21 protein-coding genes are annotated in these 21,356 nt (G+C 70.4%); 13 read left to right on the plus strand and 8 right to left on the minus strand.

The window, feature by feature from the left end:
- Positions 1-34 precede the first annotated feature (34 nt).
- Positions 35-1,567 (plus strand): PP2C family protein-serine/threonine phosphatase, encoded by a 1,533-nt coding sequence (locus N5079_RS19105; protein ID WP_261585289.1) that lies wholly within the window; start codon positions 35-37, stop codon positions 1,565-1,567.
- Here the strand turns inward: N5079_RS19105 and N5079_RS19110 are convergent.
- Positions 1,542-3,332 (minus strand): S9 family peptidase, encoded by a 1,791-nt coding sequence (locus N5079_RS19110; protein WP_261585290.1) that lies wholly within the window; start codon positions 3,330-3,332, stop codon positions 1,542-1,544. The genes N5079_RS19105 and N5079_RS19110 overlap by 26 nt on opposite strands.
- A gap of 113 nt (positions 3,333-3,445) precedes the next feature.
- Complete coding sequence (locus tag N5079_RS19115; protein WP_261585291.1) at positions 3,446-4,282, minus strand: putative RNA methyltransferase; 837 nt, start codon at positions 4,280-4,282, stop codon at positions 3,446-3,448.
- A gap of 105 nt (positions 4,283-4,387) precedes the next feature.
- Between N5079_RS19115 and N5079_RS19120 the strand changes: the two genes are divergently transcribed.
- The 4 genes from N5079_RS19120 to N5079_RS19135 all read left to right on the plus strand — a co-directional run bounded on the left by N5079_RS19120 (position 4,388) and on the right by N5079_RS19135 (position 6,102).
- Positions 4,388-4,528, plus strand: coding sequence for a hypothetical protein (locus N5079_RS19120; RefSeq protein WP_261585292.1), 141 nt, complete (start codon positions 4,388-4,390; stop codon positions 4,526-4,528).
- 93 nt (positions 4,529-4,621) lie between these two features.
- The gene (locus N5079_RS19125) at positions 4,622-5,284 is read left to right on the plus strand and encodes an MBL fold metallo-hydrolase (RefSeq protein WP_261585293.1); all 663 of its coding nucleotides are present in this window, start codon (positions 4,622-4,624) and stop codon (positions 5,282-5,284) included.
- Positions 5,285-5,431: 147 nt separating this feature from the next.
- Positions 5,432-5,719 (plus strand): ribbon-helix-helix domain-containing protein, encoded by a 288-nt coding sequence (locus N5079_RS19130; protein WP_261585294.1) that lies wholly within the window; start codon positions 5,432-5,434, stop codon positions 5,717-5,719.
- The gene (locus N5079_RS19135; RefSeq protein ID WP_261585295.1) at positions 5,716-6,102 is read left to right on the plus strand and encodes a PIN domain-containing protein; all 387 of its coding nucleotides are present in this window, start codon (positions 5,716-5,718) and stop codon (positions 6,100-6,102) included. The genes N5079_RS19130 and N5079_RS19135 overlap by 4 nt, the downstream gene beginning before the upstream one ends.
- A 101-nt stretch (positions 6,103-6,203) precedes the next feature.
- Here N5079_RS19135 and N5079_RS19140 read toward each other — a convergent pair whose 3' ends face one another.
- Positions 6,204-7,427 carry an MFS transporter gene (locus tag N5079_RS19140; RefSeq protein WP_261585296.1) on the minus strand — a complete coding sequence of 408 codons (1,224 nt, stop codon included), beginning with the start codon at positions 7,425-7,427 and terminating at the stop codon, positions 6,204-6,206.
- A 74-nt stretch (positions 7,428-7,501) separates the two neighbouring features.
- On the opposite strand from N5079_RS19140, the gene N5079_RS19145 reads away from it, so the two are divergent.
- Positions 7,502-8,380 (plus strand): hypothetical protein, encoded by an 879-nt coding sequence (locus N5079_RS19145; protein ID WP_261585297.1) that lies wholly within the window; start codon positions 7,502-7,504, stop codon positions 8,378-8,380.
- Positions 8,381-8,439: 59 nt separating this feature from the next.
- Here the strand turns inward: N5079_RS19145 and N5079_RS19150 are convergent, their stop codons facing one another.
- Complete coding sequence (locus tag N5079_RS19150; protein ID WP_261585298.1) at positions 8,440-10,683, minus strand: MMPL family transporter; 2,244 nt, start codon at positions 10,681-10,683, stop codon at positions 8,440-8,442.
- 191 nt (positions 10,684-10,874) lie between these two features.
- Here N5079_RS19150 and N5079_RS19155 point away from each other — a divergent pair, with 191 nt between their 5' ends.
- Entirely contained in the window at positions 10,875-11,345 is a 471-nt protein-coding gene (locus N5079_RS19155) for an NUDIX domain-containing protein (protein ID WP_261585299.1), read from the plus strand.
- Positions 11,346-11,528: 183 nt separating this feature from the next.
- The gene (locus N5079_RS19160; protein WP_261585300.1) at positions 11,529-11,756 is read left to right on the plus strand and encodes a hypothetical protein; all 228 of its coding nucleotides are present in this window, start codon (positions 11,529-11,531) and stop codon (positions 11,754-11,756) included.
- Positions 11,757-11,797: 41 nt separating this feature from the next.
- On the opposite strand, the gene N5079_RS19165 is transcribed toward N5079_RS19160, so the two are convergent.
- Positions 11,798-14,146, minus strand: coding sequence for an ATP-binding protein (locus tag N5079_RS19165; protein ID WP_261585301.1), 2,349 nt, complete (start codon positions 14,144-14,146; stop codon positions 11,798-11,800).
- A 129-nt stretch (positions 14,147-14,275) separates the two neighbouring features.
- Here N5079_RS19165 and N5079_RS19170 point away from each other — a divergent pair, with 129 nt between their 5' ends.
- On the plus strand, positions 14,276-16,618 hold the full coding sequence (locus N5079_RS19170) for an ATP-binding protein (RefSeq protein ID WP_261585302.1): 2,343 nt from the start codon (positions 14,276-14,278) through the stop codon (positions 16,616-16,618).
- Positions 16,619-16,753: 135 nt separating this feature from the next.
- Here N5079_RS19170 and N5079_RS19175 read toward each other — a convergent pair whose 3' ends face one another.
- Both N5079_RS19175 and N5079_RS19180 read right to left on the minus strand, forming a co-directional pair.
- Positions 16,754-17,248, minus strand: coding sequence for an ATP-binding protein (locus N5079_RS19175; protein WP_261585303.1), 495 nt, complete (start codon positions 17,246-17,248; stop codon positions 16,754-16,756).
- Positions 17,245-17,439, minus strand: coding sequence for a DUF5999 family protein (locus tag N5079_RS19180; RefSeq protein ID WP_261585304.1), 195 nt, complete (start codon positions 17,437-17,439; stop codon positions 17,245-17,247). Before N5079_RS19180 ends, N5079_RS19175 begins: the two co-directional genes overlap by 4 nt.
- Before the next feature lie 265 nt (positions 17,440-17,704).
- On the opposite strand from N5079_RS19180, the gene N5079_RS19185 reads away from it, so the two are divergent.
- The 4 genes from N5079_RS19185 to N5079_RS19200 are packed head-to-tail and all read left to right on the plus strand — an operon-like array spanning position 17,705 to position 21,063.
- A complete protein-coding gene (locus N5079_RS19185) occupies positions 17,705-17,938 on the plus strand; it encodes a hypothetical protein (protein ID WP_261585305.1) in 234 nt (77 codons plus the stop codon).
- A 53-nt stretch (positions 17,939-17,991) separates the two neighbouring features.
- On the plus strand, positions 17,992-19,653 hold the full coding sequence (locus tag N5079_RS19190) for a hypothetical protein (protein WP_261585306.1): 1,662 nt from the start codon (positions 17,992-17,994) through the stop codon (positions 19,651-19,653).
- Positions 19,647-20,516 (plus strand): hypothetical protein, encoded by an 870-nt coding sequence (locus tag N5079_RS19195; RefSeq protein ID WP_261585307.1) that lies wholly within the window; start codon positions 19,647-19,649, stop codon positions 20,514-20,516. Before N5079_RS19190 ends, N5079_RS19195 begins: the two co-directional genes overlap by 7 nt.
- Positions 20,464-21,063, plus strand: coding sequence for a hypothetical protein (locus N5079_RS19200; protein ID WP_261585308.1), 600 nt, complete (start codon positions 20,464-20,466; stop codon positions 21,061-21,063). Before N5079_RS19195 ends, N5079_RS19200 begins: the two co-directional genes overlap by 53 nt.
- On the opposite strand, the gene N5079_RS19205 is transcribed toward N5079_RS19200, so the two are convergent.
- Positions 21,060-21,356, minus strand: a complete 297-nt coding sequence (locus N5079_RS19205) for a DUF4326 domain-containing protein (RefSeq protein ID WP_261585309.1) — start codon at positions 21,354-21,356, stop codon at positions 21,060-21,062. The two genes, N5079_RS19200 and N5079_RS19205, sit on opposite strands and share 4 nt — an antisense overlap.

Below are 21,356 nucleotides of genomic sequence, written 5' to 3' on the forward strand. Positions count from 1 at the left end.
CCGTGTCAGCCGGAATTGTGGTAAGCCAGACACGGTGACAGATACCCCTCGTGCCGTTCTGGCCGCGTCCTTCACGCCAGGCCAGACGGCCGTACCGGCAGCGAAGCGGTTCACCCGTGAGGTGATGACCGCGTGGGCGGCCATGTCCATCAGCGGGGACGCCGAGCGGCTCGCGGCCGAGCTCGTCGGCGAGGTGTCGGGCGAGCCGTTCGAAGTCGTGTGGATCCACCACGGTGAGTCCGTGCAGATCGAGGTCCGTGAGAAGGCGGAGGCGCCCGGCTACGGGCCGCCGGCGGACGCGATCTCCTGGGGGGTGACCTTCACCGCGTCGCTGCGCACCCGGTGGGCGAGGATCGAGCTGCCCGGAAACGCGTCCGACACGAGTGACGAGTGGGTCACCGAGGCCGTGCAGGGCCCCGGCTGGCTCGGCTTCCTCGCGGACGCCAGCGATCTCCTCGCGGGCACCCTCGACCCCGACATGGTCCCGGCGATCATCGCGCAGATCGTCGTTCCCCGGCTGGCGACCTGGTGCGCCGTCTACACCTCCGCGCACGGGTCGGGCCCGCTGCGGCTCGCCTACCTGTGGCACGCCGACGAGACCCAGATCGACGCGCTCCGCGACCAGCTCGATGCGCTGCCCCTGCCGGCGGACGACGGCCCCGCGGTCCTCCACACGGGGGACTGGCAGTCCCTGGCGTTCCCGCTGACCGCGCGGGGGCGGCGGCTCGGCGTCATGTGCCTGGGCCGCCGCGACCGTTTCCCCGACGAGGCCATGCAGCTCGCCGAGGACCTCGGCCGCCGGGCCGCGCTGGCGATGGACAACGCCCGCCTCTACGCGCAGCAGGCGGCGGCCAACCGGGCGCTCCAGCGCAGCCTCCTGCCGCCGGACGAGCCGACGACGCCGGGCCTCGACTTCCATGTGATCTACGAGCCCGCCGGCGAGACCAACGAGGTCGGCGGCGACTTCTACGACCTGTTCCCACTCGGTGACGGCGTCTGGCGGTTCGCCATCGGAGACGTCTGCGGCACCGGCCCCGAGGCCGCGGCGGTGACCGGGCTCGCGCGCCACACGCTCCGCCTGCTCGCCCGGGAGGGGTACGGCGTGGCCTCCGTCGTGGCCCGGCTCAACCAGGCCATCCTGGAGGAGGGGGAGCGCGCGAGGTTCCTCACGCTGCTCCACGGGGAGATCACCCGCGTGGCCGACGGTCTCGACATCAGCCTCGTCTCCGCCGGCCATCCGGAGGCGCTGCGGCTGCGGCCGAGCGGCGTTGTCGAGTCGGTCGTGTCGCCGCAGTCGCTGCTGGGGGTCTTCCCCGAGGCGGCCTTCTACGAGGAGAGCGTTCATCTCGACCCGGGGGACGTGTTGCTCGGGGTCACCGACGGGGTGACCGAACGCCGGTCGGGGACCAGGCTCCTCGACGACGACGGCGGGCTGGCCAAGCTGCTGTCCGAATGCGTCGACCTGTCCGCCCGGGCGGTGGCCGAGCGGATCCGGCGTGCCGTACAGGAGTTCGCGCCCGAGCCGAGCGCCGACGACCTGGCTATTCTCGTTCTGCGAGCGCCCTGACCGCGAAGTCGATCGAGGCGGCCACCTGGCGGATGCGCTCTTCGATGACCAGCGTGCCGTGCCCCGCGTCGTAGCGGTAGACGGACGCCTCGTGGCCGCGGTCGGCGAGCGCCTGGAGGTAGCTCTCGATCTGGCGGATCGGGCAGCGGGGGTCGTTCTCCCCGGCGAGGATCAGCAGCGGCGCCTGGACCATGTCGGCGTAGGTGATGGGCGAGGACGCGGCATACCTCTCGGGCTGTTCCAGGGGCGTGCCGCCTAGCAGGGCGCGATGGGCCGCCCGCAGCCCCTCCGCGGCGTCCTCGTACGCGGCGGCGTGGTCGGCGATGGGCACCGCCGCGATGCCGGCGGCCCAGCTTTTCGGCTGGGTGCCGAGAGCCAGCAGCGTGAGGTATCCGCCCCAGGACGCGCCCGCGAGGATGAGCCGGGCGGGGTCCGCCACCCCCTGGTCGATCGCCCAGTCCCGGACCGCCGACACGTCGGCCAGCTCGATGTGGCCGACGTCGCCGTGGAGCGCGTCCCGCCAGGCCGAGCCGTACCCGGCCGAGCCACGGTAGTTGACCCGGATCACCGCGAAGCCGCTGTCCACCCAGGCCGCGACGTGCGGGAGGAACGAGTCGTCGTCCTGCGAGGCGGGCCCTCCGTGCAGCAGGAACACGGTCGGGTACGGCGGGGCGACGCGTTCCGGCCGGGAGACCAGTGCGTGGATGCGGCCGCCGGGACCGTCCACGTCGATGTCTTCCAGCGGCACCGACGGCGGCGGGGTGCGGCCCGGGCTCATGACCACGTGGCCGTTGCTCGACCTGATCACCGGGGGATGGGCGGCGCTCGACCAGGAGTACTCCACGGTGCCGTCGGGGCGCGGCGCGGCGGCGTCGATCACTCCGTGGGGGCTCTCGATCGGGGTCAGGCCGCCCCCCGCGAGGTCGTACTTCAGCAGCTCCGTGCGGCCCCGATGGTTGTGCATGATCAGCAGGGCGCGGCCGTCGCCGTACCAGTCGGCGGTGGTCTCGCCGGGCACCCGCAGCCAGATCTCCCGCTGCTCGCCGGTCACCGGGTCCCACACCAGCGGCGCGCGGCGTCCCCGGCGCTCGTGGAGGACCAGCAGCCGCCGGTCGCCGAGCACGGGGGCGAACCGGACGCCCGTGACGCCCTTCCCGGGGCCGTCGTGCAGTTCGCCGACGATCTGGCCGCCGGCCCTCAGGACCCGCAGGGAGGGGTGGAAGGCGTCGCCGTGCTCGCTGTGGTTGATCGCGACGAGCGACCCGTCGAGGGACATGTCCGCCACGTGGACGGATTCGTCGTGCCGGTAGATCGTGACGGGGTCCTCGTCGCCGTGGACGAGGTCGCCGTGGACGAGGTCGCCCTGGACGAGCAGGACCTCGAAGCCGCCGCGGAACGAACGGCCGACCGCCGCGGCGCCGTTGGAGGCGAGCGCGAGGCCGCAGGGATGCCCCGGCGGCATGTTCACCGGGACGTCGGGGCCGCCGTAGAACGGCTGCCGCATCCACACGCCGAACTCGTCGCCGTCGGTGTCGGCGAACCACCAGATCGACTTCCCCTGCGGGTCGATGGCGCAACGGGAGGTGCCGTTGGGCCGGTCGGTGACCTGGCGGGTGCTCCCCGTCGAGCGATCCCAGGCGTAGATCTCCCACGTGCCGGAGGCGTTGCTGCGGTAGACGGCGCGGTGGGGCGCCTGGCGCGCCCATGTCGGCAGGGTCATGCGCGGTGCCCGGAACCTGGCCTGCCAGCGTTCCTCGGCCTTCATGCGCCCTCCCCTGTGTGCCCTCGGGGTCGCGGTCAAGTATGTCCCGCGGACATCGAAAATGACCGACAAATCGCGGATGTCGCAGGGGAATTTCCGGTCAAGTAGCGCTCAAGTCACTTATGTACCACCCATCGCGTAATTCGGAAAGACGCCCGCACCCGCACCGGGTCGGGAAGTTCGCGAATTTTGTCCGCGAGGGCCGTCCCGGTGTGCCAGGCGCTCGGCCCCATTCCCACCACCGCCTCGACCGCCTTGTGGCCGAGCGTCAGCGTGATCTCCTCCACCTCCTGTACGGCTTTCGCGAACCGGCCGCCCAGGGTCTCCTCGAGGCGGCGCTCCTTCTCCTCGTCCACGGAGAGCAGGCCGAGCCGCTCCACGAGCGGGTGGAGATGGTCCTCGGCCGGCGTGACGACGACCAGCGAGCCGCCCGGCCTGAGGATCCGCGCGAACTCGGCGGCGTTGCGCGGCGCGAAGACGTTGAGCAGCACGTCCACGCACCCGTCCCGGACGGGCAGGGGCCGCCAGACGTCCGCGACGACGGCGCCGATCCGGGGATGCGCCCTGGCCGCCCGTTTGAGGGCGTGCTTGGAGACGTCGAGTGCGATGCCCACGGCCCGGCCGGCCGTACCCCCGCTCACGCCCAGGGCCCTGGCCAGGTAATAGCCCGTCCCCGCGCCGGCGTCCGCGACCACGGAGGCGGCCCCGCACAGATCTGCGAGGCGGTCGGCGAGCGGGGCATAGTGCCCGGCGTCGAGGAAGTCCGCGCGGGCGGCGACCATCGACGGCGTGTCGGCCGTGCCGGGAGCCGCCGACCCGGTCAGCAGGCTGACGTAGCCCTGCCGCGCGACGTCGAAGCTGTGCCCGCGCTCGCAGCGGACCGCCCCCTCCACGAGGGACGGCCGCCCTCCGCAGACCGGGCAGAGCAGATAGTCGATGACGTCGTCGAGCATCCCTCCATCCTCCCTTGGCGGAGGCCGTCAAGCGGACTGCAGGAATACGACAAGTGGCCGGATGTCCAATGAGCACACGAAGAAACGCCGAAGGGGGAGATCGAGATGACCCGCACCCACCGCTGTTGCCCGCGCTGCCGTACCGAGCTTGACGAGGGCCCCGTGCTCTACCGCTGCTCGCGCTGCGAGCGCGCCGTCTACGCCGCTGACCTCGTCTCCGACTACACCCCCGCCCCCCGCCAGTAGTTTGAAGCAATGTCGCATGAGTCTTATGAGTCGCATGAACCGAGAATCGTGACCGGGGTCGAGATTGTCGCACTCTGTGATGCCGTGGGGCAAATGGGTCACCACATCCGCAAGCCGTTGCCCGAGATGTTCCCCGGTGGCTCGTTCTCGCCGGACGCTGAGTGGATCCTTCACTTCCACTGCTACCTGCTGCGGGCCGCGGGCCGTACCGTCCTGGTGGATACCGGGATCGGCGGCGCCGACTCGCCCGCGGCCGGCTGGGCGCCCGTCCCCGGAAGGTTGCCTGAGGAACTCTCCGCGGTGGGCGTCCACCCCGCTGACGTCGACGCGGTTGTCCTGACCCACCTGCACAGCGACCACGCGAGCGGCTCCATTGTGGCCGGAGCGCCCGCCTTTCCGAACGCGCGATACGTGATCCAGCAGGCCGAGCTCGACTGGGTCACGGGCCCGATGCTTGACCAGGTCGTGGCGCCCCTGCGGGACTCGCTCCAGATTGTGTACGGCGACGCGGAACTGTTTCCCGGCATCCGCGTTGTGCACACCCCTGGCCACACGCCCGGCCACCAGTGTGTCGAAGTCGGGGATTTCGTGGTGAGCGGTGATGTGGTGCTGCACCCCGTTCAGGTCGCCGATCCCGCGGTCGCCTATGTGTACGACGAGGACCCGGAACTGGCCGTCAGGACGCGCACGGCCCTGCTCGACCGCGCCGCCACCCTCGCCCCCGGCCACTTCCCCGATCCGTTCGTGGATCTCTAACCGAAAGTAGCGCAGCCGGTACGCTCGGCAAAGCCTTGACTATGCTTTTGGTTATGCAGCTCATGCGGACGTCTACTGTGCTCGATGACCTTGAGTGGAGCCGACCTGGGATATGCCAGCATACTTTCGTATGCTAGCGTTTGGGCTATGGGCGAGCATGTCACGAGGGTCACCGTCACTCTCCCCGCCAAGGAGGCGGAAGAGGTCAAGCGGCTGGTCGCGGAGGGCCAGTACCCCTCTGTGTCTGCCTTCATGGCGGAGCTTGTGGCTGAGCGCCTGGCGGAGACAGAGGCACAGAAGTATTTCTGGTCCGCTCTTCGGGAGCAGGTGGGCGAGTTGACCGAAGAGGAGCGAGCCTGGATCGAGACCGCCCGGGCGGCGAGCGAGCAGGCGCAGGATTACTACGCTTCCCTTGACGGTGAGGACACCGCGTGACTCGCGGATTCGTGCTCGACACTGGGGCCCTGATCGCGCTGGAGAAGCCGGCTAAGAACCGCATAATGATCGGGCTTCTGGCCGATCCCCGTCCTGAGCATAGGCTGGTGATTTCCGCTGGATCCGTCGCTGAGGCATGGCGTGGTGACGCCCGGCAGGCAGCCCTGGCCATGCTTCTTCGGCGAAGTGACGTGCAGGTAGCCGAGATCACCGTCCCTGTAGCCAAGGCCATAGGCGCGTACCTGGGTCAGCGCGCAGATGGAGACGATCTTGTTGACGCCCATGTGGTGATGCTCGCGCGCCATCATCGGTTGCCTGTCATCACCGCCGACCCTGATGATCTGCGAGCCTTCGACCCCAAGCTTTTCCTGGTCGAGATATGAGGTTCCCCGGCGGGTGCCGCAGCCGTTTCGAAGGCGTTGTCGGCACCCTGCCCGGCTTCACCGAGGCGGTGGACGTGGATATGAGCCGCGAAGGCTGGCAGTCAGGCGTTGTTGGGGGCGAGGCGGAGGGCGAGGAGACGGCGGGCCCGGGTCCGGTAGCGGAGCACCTGGACGGCGCCCAGCAGCCACACCGGGTACTGCACGGCGAACGCCCAGCGGAAGTCCCCCTGAAGGTCCATCGAGACGCCGATGAGCGTGACCACTGAGATCGTGGCGACGAACCCGCCCCCGTTGACGATCCCGGTGGCGACGCCGATCCGCTCGGCCGGGTTGAAGGTCCGCGCGTAGTCGAACCCGATCACCGAGCCGGGGCCGTTCGTCGCCAGTGCCACTATGAGCAGGACGAGCACCCACAGCGGGGCGGGCGCGGGCCAGAGGAGGACGAGCGTCCAGGCCCCCGCCGTGCCGCCGATGACGGCCAGCACCATCCACGACCGGCGCAGGGGGAACCGCCCCGCGAGGTAGCCGACCAGCGGCCCGCAGATCATGGCGAGCAGCGTGAGCGTGGTCAGCAGCAGCCCGGCGGTCGACGGGGAGAGGCCCTGGCCCTGCACCAGGAAGGGATAGCCCCACAGAATCGTGAACGCGGCGACCGACGACTGGGTCGCGGCGTGCGTCCACATCCCCAGCCTGGTTCCCGGTTCCGCCCAGGCCGCCCGGAGGCCGAGGGCGGTGGCGCCGCCCTCCGGCCGCCTGTCCCGAAGCCCGACGGTGACGATGAGCATCGCGACCACCCCGAGCGCGGAGGCACCGAGGAAGGTGGGCGTCCAGCCGTACGTCCGGAGGGAGTGGATCAGCGGCACGGCGGACGCGATCGCGCCGAGCTGGCCGAGCAGGCCCGTGAGCTGCACGATCACCGGATTGCGGCGGGGCGGGAACCACAGGTTGACGATCCGGATCACGCTGATGAACGTCATGGCGTCGCCGCAGCCGATGAGAACGCGCCCGGCGACGGCTCCCGCGAGGCCGGTCGCCACGGCGAAGACGAGCTGCCCCAGAGCCATCACCGCGGCGCCCACGAGGAGCATCCGCTTGGACCCGACGCGGTCGACCAGGATGCCGACCGGGATCTGCATGGCCGCGTAGACGAGCAGCTGAAGCATGGCGAACATGGACAGCCCGGCGGCTCCGACGCCGAAGCGGGCCGCCGCGTCGATCCCCGTGACGCCGAGGGACTGACGGTGGAAGACCGCGACCATGTAGGTGAGCACGCCGGCGGTCCAGTAGACCAAGGGCTTCCGGATGGATGTCGCGGCTGCCCTCATGCCGACGAGTTTACTTTTAAAGGATTTTTCGCCCCACACTTGGTGTCTCTAGAGGAATCGGTGTAGATACGGCTATGCGAATCTTGAAGGCACTCGCCGCGGTCACCGCGGTCCTCGTCTCGATTCCGCTGCCCGCGCACGCGGCGGCGAAGCAGGTCAGGGGAGCCGTCTTCTTCCGGTACGGCGACGCGGTCGACGTCCTCACATACCGGCCAGAGAAGGGCTTCTCGAAGCTGTCGGCCGGTGGCCTAGGCCAGTTCTCCGCCTCACCGGACGGCCGGAAGGTCGCCTGGATCGACGACAAGGGCCGCCTCCACGTGACGGGGAGCACGGGCGACCGGGTGATCGCCCGGGGCGCCGTCGCCGGAGTGCCCTGTGCCACGCCGGTCTGGTCGTCCGACTCCTCCCGGATCGCCTACCCGCTCACCGGCACGGAGGCCACCGCCCGCGTGGCGATCGTCGGAGCCGACGGGAAGAACCGGCGCACCGTCGGCAGGACGTACGGCGTGTGCCATCTCGCCTGGTCGGCGAACGGCCGCTACCTGGCCGGATACGCCGGGACGACCGACGGCGTCTACCTTCTCGACGTCACCACCGGCAAGTCGCGCCGGGCCGCCGGGATCAAGCTCGCCAACCACGTGCAGAGCCTGTCGCCCGACGGCGGCAAGGTGATCGTCAAGCGGCTCGGCGCGAACGACGAGGGCGGTGACGGAGTCTGGCCGGTCTGGTACCGCCCCTCGATCGTCGACACCGTGACCGGCGCCAGTGTCCCGGTGCCGGTCAAGGGCACCCTCATCGGCGCGGTCTACCTCCCCGACGGCCGGCTCGTGGTGCGGGTGAAGGGCGCGGCCCACAACACGCTCGTCGTCCTGACGGCCGGCCTCACGGAGGTCCAGCGGATCGCCGAGCCGGCCCAGGCCCGGAGGTTCGGCCTGCTCGGCGTCCTCCCATAGCGTCCTGTCATAGGCGAACGGCCCCCGCCGGAGAAAGGCGGGGGCCGTACGGGAATCGATCAGCCGACCAGGGCGGGGACCCGCCGCTCGTCCTCATCCGCGTCCTCGGCGTCGTCGCCGTGGGAGAGTTGAGGCAGCCAGCCGAGCCAGCGCGGCAGGTACCAGTTCCAGTCGCCGAGCAGCTTCATGGTCGCGGGCAGCAGGACCGCCCGGACGATCGTCGCGTCGATCAGGATGGCGGCCGCCAGCCCGATGCCCATCTGCATGAAGGTCAGCAGCGACAGCGTGGCGAAGGTCGCGAACACCGCCACCATGATGAGCGCCGCGCTGGTCACCACGGCCGCCGTGCTCCTGATGCCGAAGGTGACCGCCTCCTCGGTCGTCATGCCCTTGTCGTACGCCTCCCGGATCCGGCTGAGGATGAAGACGTGGTAGTCCATCGAGAGGCCGAAGAGGATCACGAACAGGAACAGCGGCAGCCAGTTGGTGATCGTCCCGGTGGAGTGGAAGCCCAGGACGCCCTCGCCGTACCCCTTCTGGAAGACCAGCACGAGCACGCCGTAGGCCGCCGCGACGGACAGCAGGTTGAGCAGGATGGCCTTGACCGCCACGACCAGTGAACGGAAGGAGATCAGCAGGAGGACGAAGGCGAGCAGCAGCACGAACCCGAACACCAGCGGCAGCGTCCGCGTGAGCTGGTCGTTGAAGTCCATCGAGCCGGCCGCGCTGCCCGTGACGTGGGCGCCGGGAAGGGTCGCCGGGATGACCTTCTCGCGCAGTGTGTGGATGGCGTGCTCGGAGACGGCGTCGGTGCCCGTGCCCTTGATGCCGATACCGATCCGCGCCACCGTTTTGTCAGGATTTATCGTGACCGTGACGGGCTCGTTGGCCTCGCCGGTCGCCAGCGCCTGCCGTTTGAAGTTCTGGATGGACGCGGTGAACTGGGGAGTCGTCACGTCGGCGGCCTTGACCATGACCACGGCGGGGTCGTTGCCGCCGGGGAAGGCCCTGTCGATCCGCTTGAAGGTCTCGGCGATGGAGTAGTCGCCCTGGAGGTCGTCGATGTTCTGCGCGCCGGTCTTCAGCCCGAAGGCGGGGATCGCGAGGCCGATCAGCAGGCCGCCCGCGAGGACGACCGACACGACGGGGTGGCGCAGGACCGGCCCCATGATCGCGCCCCAGAACCGGCTCTGCCCGCCCCGGACACCGAGGATGCGCCGCCAGGTGACCCGGCCCCGGGTGAGGACCCGGACGGTGCCGTGGATCACCCGCGCGTTGATCTTGTCGCCGATGAGCGAGAGCAGCGCGGGAAGCACGGTGAGCGAGCCGACCACGGCGGTGAGGACCACCAGGATCGTGCCCTCTGCGAAGCCCATGAACGTGCCGTTGCCCGTGAGGAACATCCCGGCCATGGCGACGATGACGGTGATGCCGGAGATCAGCACGGCCCGCCCCGAGGTCGCCGCCGCGATCTCGATGGCCCGCCGCTTGTCACGGCCCTTCGCCCGCTCCTCCCGCTCTCGCATGATGTAGAAGAGCGAATAATCCACGCCGACCGCGAGGCCGATCAGCAGCATCACGTTGCTGGTCGCCGAGTCCACGTGGAGGAGGTGGCTCGTCAGCGCGAGCAGCCCGGTGGCCGAGAAGATCGCCGTCATCGCCAGGGCGACGGGCACCAGCGCGGCGAGTAACGCGCCGAACGCGGCGAGCAGGATGCCAAGGGTGATCGGCAGCGACAGCTGCTCGGCGCGGACGAAGTCCTTGTCGATCGCCTCACCGATCAGCTTGCCCGCGCTGGCCGATCCGGCCTCCTCGATCCGCAGTCCGGGATGGGCCTTCTGCACCCTCGCCACCGCGTTGAGCACCGGCTGCACGCGCTTCTCGGCGGTGTCGCCGTCACCCTTCATGTCGAACTGGACCAGCGTCGTCCTCTGGTCCTCGGTGACCGGCGACGGTTCCCTGTCGTACGGCGTGCGCACGTGCTCGACCTGCCCGGTGGCCTCGACGGCGCTCTTCACGTCGGCGACGGCCTGGCGGAAGCCGGGGTCCTTCACGGTGAGCGCGCCCGAGCGAGGCTGGACCAGCACGACCTCGTCCGCCACGTTCTTGAAGCCCGCTTCGTCGTAGATCTGGCCGGCCTGGCGGGAGTCGCCGTTCATGCCTTCGTAGTCCTTCATCTCCGCCGTGCCGACGGCGTTCCCGACGAAGGTCGCGGCGGCGACGAAGGCGACCCAGATCAGCAGCGCCCACCAGCGGTGCCGGGCGCTCCAGCCTCCCACCGAGGCGGCAAAGTTCCTTTTCATGTTCTCTCCCTTTACGTTTCCTTTAACGCTAGGAATCGATCACGGGCGAAACATCGGGCGCGCAGACGGGATTGGGAGTACTGCCAAGGGCGTACAACTCTCGTCCTTGAGGTCTAGGGGACATCCCGCAGCCGGAGATCAGGGGCGGCCCCTTAGGCTCGTGACATGCCTTTCGCCGAGCTGGAGCCGTCGTGATCCCCGCGGACGTCTTCTACGCCGGGCTGAACAAGGTCGTGGCCGCCGCGGCCGGGTTCATGACCGACCCCTCCGGCCGGGTCCTGCTGGTCAAGCCCAACTACCGCGACCATTGGGGCTGGCCGGGCGGCCACGTGGACGAGGGGGAGTCACCCGAGGAGGCATGCGGCCGTGAGCTGCTGGAGGAGCTCGGGCTGACACCGCCGGTCGGGCGGCTGCTGGTGGTGCACTGGGTGCCGCCGCTCGACGACCGGCCGATTCCGCTGGTGCACTTCCTCTTCGACTGCGGCACGGTGGCCGACGGCGACGGCGTCGTCCTCCAGGCCGAGGAGCTGGACGCCTACGGCTTCTTCACCGCCGAGGAGGCCGCCGGGATCATGCCGTCCTACCTGACGGCCCGGCTCGCCGCGGCCGAGCGCGCCCGCGCTGCCCGCACCACCGTGTACATCGGCCACGGGACCGCCTGACGGCCGTGGAGACGGGGGAAGCGGCGCGGCGGTGGTGATCGTACGGCTCGACGCGGCCGGCCTGCCGGTGGAGTCCCGCGACTACCGGCACGTCGCCGAAGGGCATGTGGACCTCGCCGAATAGTTCCGCGTCTCGGTGGAATGTGGTGAGGAACAGCTCCAATGGGACAGGACGGTACGGGGATGGATGACTCCGAGCTGAGGGAACAGCTGAAGCAGGTCGAAGCGGACCTGGTCCGGCTCCGCGAGGACGTGGCGGAGCTCCGGCGGGAGATCGGCGAGCGGTGGGACTCCCCCACGGACCCGGCCGAGATGGCCACCGTGCTCACGAACGCCGAGCAGCAGGAGGCATTGATCGAGGACCTGGAAGCCAGACGCGCCCAACTGCTGCAACGGCTCGGATCAGCCTGACACGTGACCAATGTCCGCCTGGCGGTGATCGAAGCGGGCTGTCACTCGGCTTCCTGGGAGGCTTTCTGGGTGGTCATCCAGGCGGCGATCTGGGCGCGGGAGGTGAAGCCGAGCTTGGCCAGGATGTGCTCGACATGGCCCTCCGCCGTACGTTGGGCGACGACGAGCGCGGCGGCGATCTCCTTGTTGCTCAGCCCCTGGGCGATGAGCTCCGCGATCTCCCGCTCCCGGGCGGTCAGCGGTGAGGGCGGCGGCTCAGCGGCGGGCTTCTCCGGCTGGGCGCGCTTGTCCGGCCGGTCGCCGAGAGCCTCGGCGACGGCCTGCTCCACCGTCAACCGGGTGCCGTGGCGTCTCGCCCGGTTGAACGCCTTGTCTCCCATCGCCTCCCGTAGCGAGGCCACGCACTTCTCGTGGAACTCGACCTGCCGCTTCAGCAGCAGCGCGGAGATCCCGACCGTACCGCCGACGGCGTCCGCGGCGCCGAGCAGGCAGGCCGCGCGCTCGTGGCGTCCCTCGCTCGCCATGATCCAGGCGAGCGCCTCGATGTTCGACGCCACGTTCAGCCGGTCCTCGAACGCGTGGCCGAGCAGCAGGCTCTCCCGGGCGAGTGAGGTCGCCCGCGGGGTCTCGCCGAGCTGCCACATGTGCAGCGCGAAGACGGTCAGCACCCAGGCGCGGCACCAGCTCTCCCCGTGGTCGGCGGCCAGCGAAAGGCACTCCTCGAACAGGGCCGTGGCGCGGGCCGCGTCGCCGCCGGAGCCGAGGGCCGCCGCGAGGGTGAGCGCGGCCGTCACGACGCCGAAGCAGTCGCCGTTGGCGGTGTGCCGTGCGACGGCCTCGTCGAGGAGGCCGGTCGCCCGCGCCAGGTCGCCGCTGTAGTAGGCGGCCTTGCCCGAGACCGAGGACGCCTGCGCCATGCTGACCGGGTCGCCGAGCTTGTCGGCCAGGGCCGTGCCCTCCTCGATCAGGGGATGGCCCGCCTCGGTGTCGCCCTGCATGAACGCCAGCCAGGCGTCGACGCACAGCGCCTCCGCGCGGGTCGCGGTGGGCTCGGGAGCCGCCGCCAGCATGCGGTCGAGCCAGTGCCGCCCCTCAAGGAAGAAGGCGTTGGGCAGCCAGTGCGGCCGGTGCAGGTCGGTGGCCATCCGCAGCCCCGTCTCCGCTTCGCCCGGCTCGCGCAGGCAGAACTCCATGGCGGCCCTGAAGTTGACCTGATCCAGCTTGAGACGGGCGAACCAGGAGGCCTGCCCGGGCCCGAACCATTCGGCGGCCGCCTGCTCGGCGAGCCGCCGGTACCAGTCCCGGTGCCGGCGCAGCAGCGCCCGCCGCTCGTCCGGCCCGGTCAGCCGCATCTGGCCGAACTCGCGCAGCGTCTCCAGCATGCGGTAGCGAACCTCGCCGCCGTGCTCCTCCCGCTGCAGCAGCGACTTGTCCACCACGGCGTCCAGCAGGTCGAGCACGTCCTCCGGTTCGATGCCGTCGCCTACGCACACCCCCTCCACGGCGTCCAGGTCGAAGTGCCCGGGGAAGATCGACATGCGGGTCCACAGCATCTGCTCGGGGGTGGGCATCAGCTGGAAGCTCCAGTCCACCAGCGCGTGCAGCGTGCGCTGTCGCGGCACCGCCGTACGGCTGCCGCAGGTCAGCCACCGGTACGGATCACCGAGGCGCTCGACGAGCGCGTTGATGGAGAGACTCCGCAGCCGCACGGCGGCGAGCTCGATCGCCAGTGGGATGCCGTCCAACCGGCGGCACAGCGTGGCGACCGCCTCCTGGTTGCGGTCGTCGACCACGAATCCGGGCAGCACGGCGGCTGCGCGGTCGGCGAACAGGGTGATCGCGTCGTACCGCTCCAGCTCCTTCGGAGTCGGCGGCGGCCGGCCGGAATCCGGCACGGAGAGCGGCGTGACGTTCATGGCCCGCTCGCCGGAGATCCCGAGCGACTGCCGGCTCGTCGCGAGGATCCGCAGCTCGGGAGCCGCCCGCAGGAGCCGGCTGGCCAGCGCGGCGCAGACGTCCAGCAGGTGCTCGCAGTTGTCCAGCACGAGCAGGGTCCGCCGCGTGGACAGGAACTCGGACAGCGCCTCGACCGGGTTCGTCACGGCCTGGTCGCACAGCCCCACGGTGGCCGCGACCGCCTGCGGCACGAGAGAGGGGTCGTCGAGTCCGGCGAGGTCGATCAGCCAGACCCCGTCGAACGCCCGGTGCTGTTCGGAGGCCGCCCGGAGGGCGAGCCGGGTCTTGCCGACCCCGCCGACACCGGTCAGCGTCACCAGGCGGGAGGCGGTCAGCAGACGCTTGATCTCGGCGAGCTCCTGCCTTCGGCCGACGAAGCTCGTCACGTCGGCGGGAAGGTTGCCGACCTGCCGAGTGAACGCCGTGCCGCCCATTTCCTCAACGCTAGGCTCGGCAAAGTCGCTGGTCAAACGGGTATCGTTAAAATGTCTCTCAGAGACGACTGAGCCATGTCGGGGTGTGCCGATTCGGCGCAGGCGATGCGGATCGGGGCGGCCTGGAATATGACGGCGGTGCTACCGAGGGCTTCGAAGAGGCGGCTGAACGTGCTGCCCGCCGAGTTGACGAGTTTCGTCGGACGTCGGCACGAACTGGCCGAGGTCAAGCGTCTGCTGGCCGCCTCCCGCCTGGTGACCCTGACCGGTGTCGGCGGGGTCGGCAAGACCCGCCTGGCGCTCCGGGTCGCGGCCGAGGTGCGGCGGATCTTCCCCGACGGGGTCTGGCTGGTGGAGCTCGCCGAGCTGGAGAACCCCAAGCTGCTCGCCCAGACCGTCGCCGAGGCCCTGGAGATCCGGGACTACTACTCCCGGTCCCCGCTGGAGGCGCTCGCCGACTACCTGAACGACAGGCACGCGCTGATCGTGCTGGACAACTGCGAGCATCTCCTCATCCAGTGCGCGATGTTCGCGGACGAGCTCGTGCATGCCGTGCCGCACCTGCGGATACTGGCCACGAGCAGGCAGGCGCTCGGCATCTCCAGCGAGCAGACGCTGAGCCTCGCGCCGCTGTCGCTCCCGACCCAGGACCTCTCCCTCGTCTCGGCCGAGTCGCTGGTGGAGTGCGACGCGGTGCGGCTGTTCACGGACCGGGCCGTGGCCGTGGTGCCGGACTTCGCCGTCACGGACGCGAACCGGGAGGCGGTGGCGGCGATCTGCCACCGCCTCGACGGCATCCCGCTCGCGATCGAGCTGGCGGCCGTACGGCTGCGCGCGCTGTCGGTCGAGCAGCTTCTGCGACGGCTGGAGGACCGGTTCCGCCTGCTCACGGCCGGATCTCGGGCCGCGCTCCCGCGCCAGCGGACGCTGCGGGCGCTGATCGACTGGAGCTACGAGCTGTGCACGGAAAGGGAGCGGCTGCTGTGGCAGCGGGTGTCGGTGTTCGCCGGCGGCCTCGATCTCGACGCCGCCGAGAACGTCTGCGCCGGGGACGGCATCGCCGTGCAGTCGGTCCTCGACCTGGTGACCGGGCTGGTGGAGAAGTCCGTTCTGGCCAGGGAGGACCAGCCGGGGGCGGTCCGCTACCGGCTCCTGGAGACCATCCGGCAGTACGGCAAGGAACGGCTCGCCGCCTCCGGGCAGGAGGCCGTGATGCAGCGGCGGCACCGCGACTACTACCGCCGGCTGGCGGCCGAGGCCCACGCGGAGCTGTTCGGCCCGAAGCAGGTGGCGTGGTTCTCCCGCCTCCAGCGGGAACACGCCAACCTCCGCACGGCCCTGGAGTACTGCTTCGGCGAGCCCGGGGAGGCCGATGCCGGGCTGACCATGGCCGTGGATCTGCGCTACCACTGGATCACCGGCTTCTACCTCGGTGAGGGCCGTCGCTGGATAGACCACGGCCTGACCCTGGAGACGGAGCCGACCGAGGTCAGGGGCCGGGCCCTGTGGGCCGGAGCGTGGCTCTCCCTCATCCAGGCCGACTGCGGCAAGGCCGCTGTGATGCTCGATGAGGGCGGGGCCATCGCGGACCGGCTCGGGAATGACGCCATGCGGGCCTACGTCGCGCTCTACTCCGGAATGATCGCCATGTGCCGTGGTGATCCCGACTCGGCCACCAGGCTCTACCGCGAGGCGGCCCACGGTCACCGCGTCAACGGAGACCCGGTCGGCCTGGCCCTCGCGCTCATCCGGCTGTCCCTGGCGTACTCCTACCAGGGTGAGGTCGCCGAGGCCATCGCGGCCGCCGAGGAGTCGCTGGCCGTCTGTGAGGCCTATGGGGAGGGCTGGCACCAGGCGTACACGAAGATGGCGCTCGGCATCGGGCTCTGGCAGCTCGGTGACTCGGCGCGGGCGGCCGAGCTGGAGAAGGCCAGCCTGCGGTTCAACCGCTCGCTCGACGACCCGCTGGGGGCCGGGGTCAACCTGGAGGTGCTGGCCTGGATCGCCGCGTGTGACAAGCGCTACGAAAGGGCCGCCCGGCTTCTGGGGATCCTGGAGACGGTCTGGAGGGCGGTCGGCGCCCCGTTGTCCGGATTCGGGCATCTGATCTGCTATCACAAGGAATGCGAGTCGAGAACTCTGGAGGCTCTTGGCGAGCAGGCGTTCCAGGCCGCGGTCAAGCGCGGGGCCCGCCTGCCGTACGACGACGCGGTGGCCTACGCGCTGCAGGACGAGGCTCCCCATGCCGCGCCGCGGGACGCGTCGGCCGGTCGCCTGGCTCCCCTGACCCGCCGGGAGACGGAGATCGCCACGCTGGTCGCGCAGGGGTTGAGCAACAGGGACATCGCGGCGGAGCTGGTGATCTCACAGCGCACCGCGGAGGGCCACATCGAGCACATTCTCAACAAGCTGGGCTTCAATTCCCGGACGCAGATCGCCGCCTGGCTCAGCGAGCGCACCCGTCCCACGTGAGGGTCCCGGTGACGGCCGGCGAGGGTGGTCAGTACGGCAGCGGCCGGCCGGCCGGGGTACGCGTGTCAGGGTGAGCCGGTTCCGGACGGGGCCGGGGCCTGGTGACGCGGATCTGGCGCATTGTCGGTGATCTCCCTAGTCGGCGGGCAGCTCGAACCACATGACCTTGCCGTTGGCAGTGCGGGCGGCGCCCCAGCAGCAGGCCAGCATGTCGAGGAGGCACAGCCCGCGGCCGCCCTCGTCGTCCTCGTGGGCGTTGTACAGGCGGGGCAGCACGGTCCCGCCGTCCTCGACCTCGCAGCGCAGCATGCCCTCCGTGGCTGACAGGGCCAGCCGGATGGGCCCGCGCGCGTGGCAGAGGGCGTTGGTCACCAGCTCGCTCACGAGAAGCTCGGCGACGTCGGTCACCTTCTCCATCCCCCATGCGGACAGCCGCTCGCGGGTCAGGCGCCGGGCTCTGGCGACCGAACGCAGGCTGCTCGGCAGGCGCCAGGACCACACCTGGATGCCGGGCCCCTCGATGAGCCGGACCATCATCGTTCCCAACCGGTGGCGCGCGGTCGTCCACCGATCGCGCGCCGGCCACTGGTGTTCAAGCGGGACGGAGCGAGACATGATCATCTGGCTCATGCCGCACATCCCACGTTGCCACGGTGGGCCGGGATGCTGCTTCCATCGGGCAGCAGCTCGCCGGTGTCCTCGAAGAGCACCACGCCGTTGCAGAGGAGGCCCCATCCCTGCTCCGGGTGGAAGGCGACAAGGCAGGCCGCTTCGCGGTCGGAAGCGGTCGCGGGTGGGCACGGAGGCTGGTGCTGGCACATCGTTTCGTTCCTTTGGTCCTCGCCGGTTGTCATGGGGTTTTCTTGGTAACACCGTCATCATGTCGTCTCCGACCCCTGACACAGCACGGGGAAAACCCCCGTATCGGTACCCATGTCGCATATACGTAGGTAGTAGGTATCCCAGCAGGTGGGGGCGCAGGTAGATCCTCCCGCGCGGCAGCCCGTCTTTTCTGGCCATTTGACATGAAGTGCACCCTATGGTCGGCTGCTTGCTTCGCCATCCGGCCAATGGGGAGAGCTACTCATGCCGCGCCTGCTGAGACACGCGCTCGTGTGCGTCCTCATCTGCCTGGTCGCCCTGCCGCACGGGGAGGCGCACGCCGCCGGAACCCCTGCCGTAGGGCACGCAGGCGCGGAGGCCGATCCCGGTGCCGGGCCCAAGATCGAGCCCGTGCCGCGGATGGCGCTTCCCGAGGGCGAGCCGGTGGACGTGCCCCGGGGCCCGTCCCTGGCCGCGGAGCCGGTGGAGACTCCCTGATCCCCGGCCTGCGCGAGCGGCTGGACGCGCGGAGGCGTGATCTGGCGACGAGAATGGCGGCCGGTCTGGGCCTGCTCACCCGGCGCCTGCCGGGCAGCGAGACCCACGGCCGAGACCTGAAGGCCCAGGTCTGGGCCGAGTATGACATTCCGGCTCCGAAGCAGGCCAGGCGCGTGTCGATCGGCTTCGACGGCTACCGGCGGGGCGCCTCGCTCTCCGGCCTCGACTGGGCCGTCTACACGGTCGACCACGTCGCGGCGGCGCGTGGAGTGGTGGACGTGCGGGCCCGCGCCCGCCGGTCGGAGCCGGGCGCCTCGATCGCCATGGTCGTGGGCGTGGCCGGTCTGCGGGGACGCACGCCGGTCGAGCCCGCCCTGGCGAGCCTGCGGCAGGCGCCGGTGCCGGGGATGTTCTCGGCACATGCCCGGTTCGACACCCGCGCGCTCGACGGCGAACTCTCGATGGACACCTCACGGGTTACCACGATGGACGCCGTCGTCCTGGCTGCCAGGTCGTACGGCAAGCAGGTCGCCCACATCGTCGCGGCCAGGCTGGGCGGGCAGGCCACCGCCGAGCTGACCCGATCGCGCCGGGACGGGCCGGTGGACCTGCGCTTCACCAGCACGACTCCGCTCGCCAGGGCGGAGCTTTACACCTATGCCTACAGCGGGGACCGGCTCAGCAAAGCGGCCGGAGGCACGATCACCGATCTGCCGGCCGGCATCCGGGCGCGATACGAGCCGGGCGCGTCCTCGCGGCTGATCGTGGACACGGACGGGCCCCGTCCGAGCGGCCGGAACACCGGCGTGAACGTGATCTACTTCGATCGGGCGGCGGCGAGGACCGTGCTCCAGGCGAGTCTCGCGGGGCTTCCCGCCCACCTCACGATATTTCATAACACCCGGAAGAACAGGCTGGCCTGCACCGCGAGCTCGACGATCGGCAGGGTCGAAGCGGTTCTGCAGCGCGGCGAGGGAGCGATCTCCAGCCCATCCGGCGCCCACGTGACCATGATCAAGAATGGCTCCCGGCTGGGCGTCTCGGGAAGGCTCTCGGGCCTGTCCGGGTTCGACGTCGCGTACGGCCGCCGGCCCCATGCCGTGCTCAAGCTCGACTCGCCTGGCGGGCCGTTCATGGGAGCCGCGAGCATCGACGGAACCCACCTCGCCCGCATGGAGATCTCCGACACCCCGGACGAGGTGGAGGTGAACGTCGATCCCGTCGCGAAGAAGGCCGCCTACCGGGCCAGCGGGACGATCGACCGGATCCGTGCGGCGTACTCCGACACCAGGACCGGCCCGACGATCGACGGCACGGTGTACGGCGTGCGCTCGGCCGTCGAGGCGTCCTGGACGATGGGCAGCCGGACCGTGGCGGACGTCACGGCGGCCTCGGGCCTGAAGAAGGTCACGCTTTATCTGAACAGGCGTCATGTGACCACGGTCGGCCCCCACTGCCGGGATGATCTGTGCCGGGATGATCTGTCCGCCACCGCCGAGGGTGTCCGCGCCCACATCAGGATGGTGGCCGACGGTTGGGCAAGGCGGCGGCGATCAACGGCATTCCCCCCACCCCCACCTTTGCCGGCCCCGGGATCGGCGGCGGTGTCGCGCTCGCCGACGGCGGCTGCGCCGGGGGATCCGCCGGATGCGCCAGGGACAGGGGACCGTTCTGTACGGCGGGCCGCGGCTGCTTCGGCGTCCGGGGCGTGGTGAGCCTGGCCGGGCTCCCCGCGAGGCTCACGGCGGACCTGGGCCGGAAGACGGTCTCCTTCTCCGGTTATCGTCCCCGGGACCGGAAGCTCGTGGTCTACCTGGCCAGCGAGATCCTCGCGCCGGTGCCGATCAAGGCGATGGCCACACTGGACGGCCTGCCCGAGACGGTTACCGGCATGTCCGTCGGCCCGTTCGGCGTCGGGAGCGGCGGCGTGGTCAACGCCGCCTACCGGGTCGAGCCGGCCGCCACGCTGACCTCGCTGGAGGTGCTGGGGGAGGCCACGACCCCCCAGGGAACCGTGCGCGGGCGGCTCGTCGTGGATCCCGTCCCCGCATCGGTCGCGGTGAGCGGCGCCTACGGCGGCAGGACCCACATCGCGGTACGGAACTCCGCCCCGATCGACACGCTGATCGCCAAGGTGACGGTCGTGCCGAGGAAGGGGAAGACCGGGACGGGCGCCGTGCGGTTCACCGACGTGCCCGCCACCTTCAGCATCGACGCCACGGCGTCAGGCCGGGGGCTCCGCGGGCTTGGGGGGTTTCGGGTGCCGCGCCTGGCCTACAAGGCGGACGCCGACACCCTCGACGGAACCTTCGCCATCGAGAGCTCCCTTGTCCCGGGGCTGCTCGGCTCGTCGTTCGTCGTGACCGACCTCGCCTCCGACACCACGGTGAGGGTCAATCCCGACCTGTCGGTGGATCTCGCCTCCCGCCCGGTGCCGACGAAGCTCATGGAGATCCACGCGGGCCTGTCGGTCGGTTCGGTCCAGGCGACAGCGAGTCCGGTTCCGTACGGATATTCCGTACACGATGGGGTTCTTCGGCTTCCGGATGGACGGGCACTTCGCGTTGCGCCGCAGTGAGATAAGAGACGTGTCGCTCGCCGTCCACGACATGTCGTGGCTGAGGATCCGGCCGGGCCGTGTTCCCTTCGGAATGGCGGCTCCGGCCGCGCTGGGCTACGTCTCGCCCGGCTTCGAGGGCGGCTATGACCACTTGGACCTGCGAGCCGCGGGAGTCGCCCTCAATCCCGACGTGAAGCTGCGGGTCAGGGTCGGCCGGAAGGTCGGCCAGGACGCGTTCTCGGACACACTGAGGCTGGGCCCGGTCACGTCGCTGGAGCTCCGCCGCTACGACGGCAGGTTGCGGCCGATCGGCGCCCAGCAGTCCGTGAAGATCGGCGGAGCCCAGCTGGCCTGTCTGACGATCGGCACGCGGCCCGGCCTGGCGGCCGCCCCGAGGAGCGGTTCGATCACGCTGCGCGGCGCGGACGGCCCCCAGATGGTGAGCCTCCTCGCGCCTGGCGGTGGCCAGGTGCCCGGCTACGCAGTCGACCTGCTGTCGCAATTCATGTCGCCCTTCAAGGGGGCGGACCTGGAGGTCTCCGGCGCCTCCCCCGGACCCTGCTAGCTAGAGTTGACGATCTCCAGCCAGAGGTCGGCGTGGCACAGCTGGTCGGGCCCGCACCAGCAGGCCAGGTCCTTCCCCGCCAGCTCGCGCTTGGCCCGCTCGACCAGCTCGGGATGGTCGGCCAGGTAGGCCTCGAACATCCGCAGGGCGCCCTCCCTGCCGTACTCCTTCACCCGGAAGGGGTTGCGATACGGGCTGGCCTTCAGCCCCGGCAAGGCCCGGCCCACGTAGACCGCGCCCTCCGGGACGTGCCCATGGTAGAGATCTCCCTCGACCTTCACCCGGCGTGGCAT

This window comes from Planotetraspora sp. A-T 1434 (assembly GCF_025420585.1).
In the GTDB taxonomy this organism is placed as follows: domain Bacteria; phylum Actinomycetota; class Actinomycetes; order Streptosporangiales; family Streptosporangiaceae; genus JAOEGB01.